Raw genomic sequence first — 9390 nt, forward strand, 5'->3', positions numbered from 1 at the left:
GTCCGACCAGGTGACGGGCGACCCGGCAGTGGACGCCGAGGCACAGCTGCGACACAGCTTCAGCGGCGGCTACAACCGGCGCAACACCCTGCCCGGCCTCGGGGCGTACTCGGATACCGCCCAGGCCCGGGTGGCGGACATGTCGCTGCGTGAGGTTGTCAGCGTCCGGCACACGGTCGACGGAGCGTTCCTGGTGCGCTTCACCGACGGCACCGACCAGGTCTACGACCGGGTGGTGCTCTCCATCGGGCAGGAGCCCCGACTTCCCGGCGGGGTGCAGGCGCTGTTGTCCGAGGTGGACCTGTCGGCGATCGAGGGAACGGCCACCGAACTGGGTGGCCCGGCGGACGTGCTGGGACTGCGCGACGGCAGTGGCCAGCTGAGGGTCCTCGGCGGTGCCAGCGTGGCCGGTGTGCTGCTGGCCGAGGTCGATGAATCCGTCCGGGACTCGGTCAGGTTGCAGGCCGCAGCGCTGCCGGACGACTCGCGGGGTATTGCGCCCAGCATCCGGTTCCACGCCCAGCGGATCGCCGAGGCCAATCGCGGTGCCACTCCACCGTCATCGCCGACCGGGCCAGCCGCCGGCGGCCCCGCACCTGCGGATTCGCCGTCAGACCTCGTCCCAGCCGACGCCGAGCCAACGCCAGCCCCACTGGACGTCGAGCCAGGACAGCGGCCCGTACCGGGCGATCAACTCCTGGCCGAGCGCGGGCATCTCGACCCACATGGGCTTGCCGTCGATGTCCTGCCCAATGCCCTCAGCGGTGACCTCGACGGGGTTGCGTCGCAGGTCGACGTAGCGCAGGGCGGGAAGGTTCCGACTGGCGGCGAGAGCCTCGGCACCGGCCGGCCCGATGCCGCAGTGCGCCAGCCCCAGCCAGCGCAGTCGGCCCAGGTACGGGGAACCGACCAGCGCGGCGAGCCCGTCGTCGCCGACAGGGTTGTTGCGCAGGTCGAGGGCGACCAGTCGGCTCAGACTGGCGACACCGGCCACCTCCGGCATCAGCCCGGCCGCCTCGACCAGCACCAGATGCCGGACCGGGAGGTGGGCGCTGACCTCGTCGCCGTGGTCGACGAAGGCGCGGCCGGTCATGGTGACCGACTCGACGAGGCCGTTGCGCACCTTCCAGTCGACGAGCAGGTGGGCGACCGGCGCGGCGAGACGCGGGGTGACCCGCCGGTACAGCCGGACGTCGTCCCGGGTGGGGCGGGCACCCGTCAGGTCGAGGCGGATCAGCTGGGCGTGCTCGGGGTCGGTGGCCTCGATGGCGTCGGCGTACCGCCGGCGGAGCTCGAGGTCGTCCGGGGCGGCCAGGACGGCGGCGTAGATCTCGGCGGGCGTGGCCATGACGGCAGCGTATCGACGGACGGCTCGATCACCGCCGCCGCGGTTCCGGGCGCCACATTCCACGGCCTGGGCCGCCCGGCCGCCGATCCGGCGGCCGTGCTGGAGGTGGCGCGGGCCGCCCTGCCGCAGGTGGCCCCGTACGCCCAGGTGGACGCGGTGGTACCGGTCGGCCCCGACCGGTTCGAGATCCGCTCGGCCGGGCAGTACCCGCTGACGGCGCGGCTCACCACCGGCCCGTTGACCGACGGCGTGGTGGCCCAGTCGGTCCGCAACCCCGACGGGAGCTTCACGGTCACCGTGTCGGACCGGGCCGTCGACCAGGTGGTCGCCCGGGCGCTCGCGCACGAGGTGGCCGAGCTGGTGGCGCTGCACGAGTCCGGCCGGGCTCTGGTCGGCCCGCTGGACCCGGGCAATGTGCCCGGCCCGATCGACCCGGCCGGGCTGACCGCCCACGACCGGGGGCGGATGGCCGAGATCCGGCTGCTCGCCGCCGCGTACGCCGACGCCAACGCCGACCCGGCCACCCGGCTGGCCGTACGCGCCGAGATCGACGCCCTCGCCGACCACCTCGGCCTACGGGTGGGCGACCCGGATGTCCGGGCCCGGTGGGCCCTGCTCCCGCGCGACGTGCTGGCCCACCTGATGCAGCTCAGCGTGCCGTCGATCACCCCCGACGCGGTCTCCGCCGTGCTGGCGGGCGCGCCGACCCTCACCGAGGTCGAGCGGATCCGGATGATCGACTACCGCTCCCGGCTGGCACCGGACTTCCAGGTGCCCCAGCAGGCCGACCTGGACGCCCGGCTGCGGGAACTGGCCGCCGAGGCCGAGCACGCACAGTCCGGCATGCCGCGGATGCCCGCCTTCGCCGGGCAGATCGTCGGCGTACCGCAGGCGCAGCTCGACCGGATCCGGGCGGTGGATCCGCAACTCGCCGACCGGCTGGCCGCGGAGGGCGTCTACGTCGACCTGACCGGCCGCTACGACCTGCGCCCGTACATGGTGGCTGGGGTGCCCGCGATCGACCTCGGCGCGGCCCGCCCGGCGTTCGACCTGACCACCGAGGCCGGCCGGCAGGCGCAGCTGCACGAGGACCGGCAGCGGTCCCGCGCCGCGCTGCGCGGACTGCCCGGCGGCCAGGCCGTGGCCCTGCTCACCAACCACGACTTCCACTACCAGGGCACCGCCCGGTGGATGGGGCTGGTGCCGGACGTACTGACGGAGGCGCTGCGCAGCATCACCCCCGTCACACCGGCCGCTGCCGCGACGGCGGAGACCGCCTCGATCCAGCAGCCCAGCGGCGACATCAGTGCGGTCGCCGACCGGGTGACCCTGCCCCCGGACGCGCCGAACAAGCCCGGTCCGGTCTACGGGCCGGCGTTGGACGCCCGGACCGGGCAGCCACCGCCGCTGTTCGACGGCCCGCCGAAGCGGGAGGACGTGCAGCAGGGTGCGCTCGGCGACTGCGGCATGATCGCCGTGATCGGCTCGGTCGCCGGTCAGCTGCCGAACACCATCGCGCAGATGTTCCAGCCGAACCCGGACGGCTCGGTGGACGTGCTGCTGCACGAGGCCAGCGGGCCGGGTTACTCGGTCAACCCGACCGGACGTCAGCTGCGAGTCACCGTGTACCCGGACGTACCGCTGCACCCGAACTCGAACGGGCACAGCGCGTACGCCAACCAGTCGGCGGTCGGCACCGCCTGGGCGTCGCTGCTGGAGAAGGCGATCGCCGCCGTCGACCGCACCTGGACCCAGCAGCGCCACGACCAGTGGCAGCAGCAGTGGACCGCCCGACCGGGCGTGGACACCGCCCAGGCCGCTCCGCTCGGCTACGCCCGACTGGGCAACGGCAGCAGCCGTCTGGTGCAGGCGGAACTGCTCACCCAGCTCACCGGGCTGCCGACCGGAGTGAGCCAACTCGACCCGACACCCGGGCGGGAGGCCGACACCGAGGCACGGCTGGCGACACTGCTCGCCGCCGGCAGTCCGCTGATCATCGGGACCCGCCCGGCTGCGGAGTACTCGACGTACCCGAACGGCAAGCCGCCGTACGGGCTCGTCGCCGGGCACGCGTACGAGATCGTGTCGGTGGCGAACGGTGAGGTGCAGCTGCGCAACCCGTGGAATTCGAGCCATCCGTCACCGATGCCGGTGCGCGCCTTCCTCGACCTGATGAGTCCCTGGTACGCGCACGTCGAGCTGGCCCGGAGCACGGTGGCGGCGCTGCCCGACTCCGAGTTCCACGGTCAGGGCCGGCCGGCGGCCGACCCGACAGCGGTGGTGGACCGGGCCCGCATGGTCCTGCCCGCGCTGGCCGAGCCGATCGGCGCGGACCAGGTCGTCGCCGTCGGGCCGGACGTCTTCGAGGTCCGCTCGGCGGGCCTGGAACCGCTGCGCATCCGGGTCACGGCCGGCACCCTCTCCGCTGGCACGGTGGCCCAGACCACCCGGAACCTGGACGGCACCTTCACCCTCACCGTCTCCGACCGCGCCGCCGACGCCGTGGTCGACCGCGCGGTGGCGCACGAGGCGGCCGAGCTGTTGGCCCGACACGAGACCGGTGCGGCCCAGGTCGGGCTCTTCGACCAGGGCACCGCCGAAGGACCGATCGACCCGGCGGGTCTCTCCGCCCGGGACCGCGGCCGGCTGGCCGAACTGCGCCTGATGTCCGCCTGGTACGCCCAGGCAGATCCGGCCGCCCGGCTGGCCCTGCGGGCCGAGGTCGACGCGCTGGTCGACCGCCTCGGGCTGCGCTGGGGTACGCCGGACGTGCAGGCCCGCCTCGCGCTCCTGCCCAGTGACGTGTGGAGCCAGGTGATGCGGCTGAGCGTGCCGGCGATCACGCCCGACGCGGTGGCCGGCGCCCTGGCCGTCAGTCCCACCCAGACGACGGTGGAACGGTTCCGCGCGATCGACTACCGCGGCCGGCTGGCGCCGGACTTCCAGCCCCCGCCGGCCGCCGCGCTGGACGCGAAACTGCGAGAGCTGGCCGTGCACGGGGAGCGGAGCCAGTCCTCGTTGCCCCGGATGCCGGCCCTGGCCGGCCAGGTCATCGGCGTACCGCAGGCGCAGCTCGACCAGATCCGGGCGGTGGACCCGCAACTCGCCGACCGGCTCGCCGCCGAGGGCGTCTACGTCGACCTGACCGGCCGCTTCGATCTGCGCCCGTACACCCTCGACGGCGCACCGGAGTTCTCGCTGACCGCGTCGCAGCCCGCCTTCGACCTGGACACCGAGGCCGGCCGGCGGGCGCTGCTGGCCGAGGACCGGGCCCGGGTCGGTGCCACCTTCCGCGCCGAGTACGGCTCGCACCCCGGCGCCATGGCGGTGCTCACCACGCACGACTTCCACTACGTGACCGACGCGCGGCGGATGGCGCTGGTCCCGAACGCGCTGACCGACGCGCTGCGGTCGATGATGCCGCCCGCACCCGACGTGGAGGTCGAGGTCACCCCCACCGTGACCGGTGGCGAGGTGGCCGTGGTCGCCGACCGGGTGACCCTGCCCGACCCGCACCCCAAGCGTCCGGTCGAGTACGGCCGCCCACTGGACGCGGGTACCGGCCAACCGGCCCCGCTCTTCGACGGTCCACCCCGCCGCGAGCAGGTACAGCAGGGCATTCTCGGCGACTGCGGGATGCTGGCCAGCATGGCCGCCGTCGCCGGTGTCCGGCCGGACGCGCTGGCCGGGCTCTTCCAGCCGAACCCGGACGGCACGGTCGACGTGCTGCTGCACGAGAGCACACTGCTCGGCGACTCGATGGCGCCCACCGGCCGTCGGCTCCGGATCACCGTGCAGCCGGACGCGCCGCTGGCATCCGCCGCGCACGGTCGGACGGCGTATGCCGACCAGTCCCTGAACGGCACGGCGTGGGCCTCGCTGCTGGAGAAGGCGCTGGCGGCGGTCGACCGGACCTGGAGTGCCCAGCGGCACCAACAGTGGCAGGACAGTTGGCGTGCGTGGCACAGCAAGGACGACCCGCACCAGGCGGCGCCCACCGGCTACGGCCGACTCGGGGTGGGCAGCACGCCCCAGATGCAGGCGGAGGTGCTGACCCAGCTGACCGGTACGCCGAGCCAGATGTCCGTCTTCGACCTCCGGCCCGGGCAGGAGGCTGCCGTGCACGCGCGGCTGGCCGCCCTGCTCGCCGGCGGAAGCCCGGTGATCACCGGCACCAAGTCGGAAGATGCCTACCCGCAGGCGATCCGGAAGAAGCTTCCGTTCGGGCTCTTCGCCGGCCACGCCTACGAAGTGATCGCGGTCGCCGACGGTCAGGTGTGGCTGCGTAATCCGTGGAACCGGGACCATCCCGCGCCGATGCCGGTGCGTGACTTCCTGGACCTGACGAGCGGTTCCTACGCCCACCTGGACACCAGTCCCGTGGCTGCCACGCCGCACGCCGCAACGGCACCCGGCCCGGTGGCGGTGCCTCCCCGCGTACCGGCGATTCCTCTCGTGGCCCCGCCACCAGTGGTGCCGTCCCCGCCGGCACCGCCGTCCCCGCCGGCACCGCGTGCGCCGGAGGCGTCGGAGGCGGTGCCGGCCCGGCCGCACCGGCACTCGCTGGGTCGTACCTACCTCGAGGACGAGCAGGTTATCGTCGGCTACCAGGCCCTGCTCGGCACCGACGGTACGGTGAACGGCCTGCTTGTGGTGGTGACGTCCGAGCGGGGGCAGCACACGGCCCACTGGACGACCGGCAGCGGCGCGCCGGGCGCCGGCGGTTCGGTGCCGATCGGGCGGGCGGAGGCGGAGCGCATCGCCCGCGAGATGCTCGGATTCACGCTGCCGCCGGAGTCGGCGTTGCACGACATGGTGAGCGGCTGACGATGCCGACGACAGGACAGGGAGAAGAGCCGTTGCGCTCCTTCACCGAGATCACATCGATCCCCAACAACGTTCCCGTCGACATCGGGCACGCCCGCCTCGGGGTGCGGTGGGTCGACGCGGGGCCGCCGGTCCGCGCCGAGATCATCGTGATGCCGCACCGGAGCGAGGAGTCTCCGCACCACGAGGTCACGCTCGGTGAGACCTTTCCGGTGGACGGGGAGACGTGGCGCTTCGCCGATCTCGACATGTCCAGCGCGGACGAGTGGGAGGTCACCGTCCGCCGGGTGGACGAGAACGAGGTGATGGAGCCGCCCAACGGACGCCTGTGGAAGCCGGCCCGGCTGCGTCCCTACGGCCAGCTCGACGAGACCCAGCTCCAGTCGGTGGAGGCGGCCCTCGGGGCCCGGCTGCCGCAGCAGTACCGGGACTGGCTGAGCCGGAACAACGGCGCGCAGCCCGAGGTGGAGCACCACATTCCCGGCGTACCGTTCACCCTGTTGCCGGAGCGTCCGCTGTTCGGCGTGCATCCCCAGTACCCGCCGTTCGATCTGGTGCAGGCGCAGCGCGTACACCGGGATCCCTGGCTGTCGCCGGCGTGGCTGGTCATCGCCAACCCGTCCGGCGGTCTGCTGGTCGTCTCGGCCCAGACGGGCGACGAGAACGTCTATTTCGTGCACGAGCTGGACCTGGTCGGCCCGCCGGGCCCGCCCGCCTCAGCCGCCCGGGAACGGAAGCTGCGCGCGGTGGCCTGGTCGATGTACGAACTCATCGGCCGGCTGACCCCGATGGAACTGGACCAGCTTCCGCCGGCGCAGATCCTGCCACCCGGTACCTCGACCGACCCGCGCAACTACCAGGACGGGTAACCCACGGCAGGACGCCGACCTCGCCGGCTTTGCCGCACGCGGCGGCGGGGCAAGCCGGCCGGTCCGCTCAGCTGAGCGTCGACAGCAGTCCGGCGTACGCGTCGCGGACCGCGACCAGTCGGTCCCGCCGGAAGCGGCCCGGCTCGCGCTGGTGCAACTGCCGTCCGCGGTCGCTGACGATGGCGCCCTGCGGAACGCTGTCGCCGCCCGCCGGGATGAACTTGCTGACCTCGTCTAGCGCGGCGACGGCCCGGGTCAGTGCGGCCCGGGCCCGCTGCCCGGCCTCGCCGGCCGTGGAATCGGCCGGCACCGAGCCGGCGTAGGCGTCGGCGACCAGCAGCCACTCGCCGGGGTCGAGCAGCTGCGACGGCTCGTCGCCGCCGTAGCGGAACCCGGTGCCCGCCCCGCCGATCGTCGGCGGCAGCCGGAAGGTGAACTCCCGGTCCTGGCCGCAGCCCGCGCAGGCGCCGGTGTAGCGGCTGGCCAGATCGCCGTCGTCGAGCGCGATGACGGAGCTCTGCCGGGGGAACCGGCTCTCCCCGCACGGGCAGGGGTGCAGGTCCATGTAGAGGTGCGCCTCCGCGTTGGTGCGGCTCAGCGGCGGGGTCATGCGTTCCACCGTACCGATCGGACGCGCTTGCGGCCGTCCCGGTGGTGCCGCTGGCATACTCGCCGACCATGGTGTTGTCGCGCGGCTGGGCGGTCTTTCTTACCGGGGTCGGCGTGTGGACCTGGGTGATCTGGCCCAGGTTCGCGGTGGCCATCTGGAAGGATCCGAGGTCCTGGTCCACCGGCGTCGTCGGGGATGGCGCGCCGACCGGCTTTCTCTGGGTGCACGCGCTGCTGATCGTGGCGTCGTTGGCCATCGGCACCGCCGTCGGCCTGCTCGGCCTCCGTGCCTGGCGGGCATCCCGCCGGTGTACGCACTGAGCCCCACCACCTGCGTCGTCGATGCGGTTGGCGTCGGCGTCCCAGTGTCCATCTCGGAGCGCACGGTGACCGGGCGATAGGGTGTGACGCGGACCGCTCTCCCCCGATTTGACGATCAATCCGGTGGACGCGTAACTTTCTCTCTGCCAGCGCGGAACGGGCAAACAGGGCGAAAGTCCTGAAGCCCCGAAGCGGTGGTGCCGGGTTCCAGAGGATTGAAGCCTCAGTGGACGCGGACCGGGTGGGGCTCGACCACGCCGCCGAGAGGCGGATTTGGCGGAGCGGAACCGACCGGGTAAGGTTTACGACCGGCAGGGCACCGGGCGAGCTAGCGGGAAACCGCAGCGGCCGGCCTGCCAAATCCGAGGAACGAGCGAAGCGGTTCGCCGCTGCGCGAGTTCGCGGGTGCCGAACCGCCTGAAGCGTGACGGACCGGGACACACGGTTTGACACGGGCCAGAGGGTAAGGTAACGTAGTAAAAGTGCCCGGCGCGAGAGCGGCGGGTGTGTGGATGAGATGCCCCGGATGGGTGCCTGCGGTTTGTGGGTGTTCGGATGGTGTGTGGTTGTTCTTTGAGAACTCAACAGGGTGCTTGATAAGCCAGTGCCAAATTGATTATTACCCCGGACTGGTTGGATCTTCGGGTCTGGCTGGTTGGGATTCCTTTGGCAACACTTTTTGTTGCCGGGATTTGTTTTCCAATTTTTTGTTGGAGAGTTTGATCCTGGCTCAGGACGAACGCTGGCGGCGTGCTTAACACATGCAAGTCGAGCGGAAAGGCCCTTCGGGGTACTCGAGCGGCGAACGGGTGAGTAACACGTGAGCAACCTGCCCTAGGCTTTGGGATAACCCTCGGAAACGGGGGCTAATACCGAATATTCACTGCTGGACGCATGTTTGGTGGTGGAAAGTTTTTCGGCTTGGGATGGGCTCGCGGCCTATCAGCTTGTTGGTGGGGTAATGGCCTACCAAGGCGACGACGGGTAGCCGGCCTGAGAGGGCGACCGGCCACACTGGGACTGAGACACGGCCCAGACTCCTACGGGAGGCAGCAGTGGGGAATATTGCACAATGGGCGGAAGCCTGATGCAGCGACGCCGCGTGAGGGATGACGGCCTTCGGGTTGTAAACCTCTTTCAGCAGGGACGAAGCGCAAGTGACGGTACCTGCAGAAGAAGCGCCGGCCAACTACGTGCCAGCAGCCGCGGTAAGACGTAGGGCGCGAGCGTTGTCCGGATTTATTGGGCGTAAAGAGCTCGTAGGCGGCTTGTCGCGTCGACTGTGAAAACCCGTGGCTCAACTGCGGGCCTGCAGTCGATACGGGCAGGCTAGAGTTCGGTAGGGGAGACTGGAATTCCTGGTGTAGCGGTGAAATGCGCAGATATCAGGAGGAACACCGGTGGCGAAGGCGGGTC

At 71.7% G+C, this 9390-nt stretch carries 4 protein-coding genes, 1 rRNA gene and 1 pseudogene (1 of these 6 running past the window's edge); 4 read left to right on the forward strand and 2 right to left on the reverse strand.

What is annotated here, in order from left to right; translation table 11 throughout:
- Positions 1 to 610: 610 nt before the first annotated feature.
- Positions 611 to 1348: a leucine-rich repeat domain-containing protein gene (locus C1I95_RS37205; RefSeq protein ID WP_369122535.1), complete on the reverse strand. Its 738-nt coding sequence runs from the start codon at positions 1346 to 1348 to the stop codon at positions 611 to 613.
- A 1422-nt stretch (positions 1349 to 2770) separates the two neighbouring features.
- On the opposite strand from C1I95_RS37205, the pseudogene C1I95_RS37210 reads away from it, so the two are divergent.
- A pseudogene (locus tag C1I95_RS37210) lies at positions 2771 to 6175 on the forward strand (C2 family cysteine protease); the annotation flags it as partial.
- A 2-nt stretch (positions 6176 to 6177) separates the two neighbouring features.
- Positions 6178 to 7044: a DUF6406 domain-containing protein gene (locus C1I95_RS09680; protein WP_111213446.1), complete on the forward strand. Its 867-nt coding sequence runs from the start codon at positions 6178 to 6180 to the stop codon at positions 7042 to 7044.
- A gap of 67 nt (positions 7045 to 7111) precedes the next feature.
- On the opposite strand, the gene C1I95_RS09685 is transcribed toward C1I95_RS09680, so the two are convergent.
- Positions 7112 to 7654 (reverse strand): hypothetical protein, encoded by a 543-nt coding sequence (locus C1I95_RS09685; RefSeq protein WP_111213447.1) that lies wholly within the window; start codon positions 7652 to 7654, stop codon positions 7112 to 7114.
- 68 nt (positions 7655 to 7722) lie between these two features.
- Here C1I95_RS09685 and C1I95_RS09690 point away from each other — a divergent pair, with 68 nt between their 5' ends.
- Together C1I95_RS09690 and C1I95_RS09695 are read left to right on the forward strand one after the other, a co-directional pair.
- Positions 7723 to 7974, forward strand: coding sequence for an SCO4848 family membrane protein (locus C1I95_RS09690; RefSeq protein ID WP_111213455.1), 252 nt, complete (start codon positions 7723 to 7725; stop codon positions 7972 to 7974).
- Between the two features lie 707 nt (positions 7975 to 8681).
- Positions 8682 to 9390 (forward strand): 16S ribosomal RNA (locus C1I95_RS09695) (it continues 807 nt past the right edge of the window).

The organism is Micromonospora craterilacus (assembly GCF_003236315.1).
GTDB classification, from domain to species: domain Bacteria; phylum Actinomycetota; class Actinomycetes; order Mycobacteriales; family Micromonosporaceae; genus Micromonospora; species Micromonospora craterilacus.

Bases quoted from the DNA above. Each gene is read 5' to 3' on its own strand.
- C1I95_RS37205 (WP_369122535.1), bottom strand. From the start codon at position 1,348: ATGGCCACGCCCGCCGAGATCTACGCCGCCGTCCTGGCCGCCCCGGAC.
- C1I95_RS09680 (WP_111213446.1), top strand. From the start codon at position 6,178: ATGCCGACGACAGGACAGGGAGAAGAGCCGTTGCGCTCCTTCACCGAG.
- C1I95_RS09685 (WP_111213447.1), bottom strand. From the start codon at position 7,654: ATGACCCCGCCGCTGAGCCGCACCAACGCGGAGGCGCACCTCTACATG.
- C1I95_RS09690 (WP_111213455.1), top strand. From the start codon at position 7,723: ATGGTGTTGTCGCGCGGCTGGGCGGTCTTTCTTACCGGGGTCGGCGTG.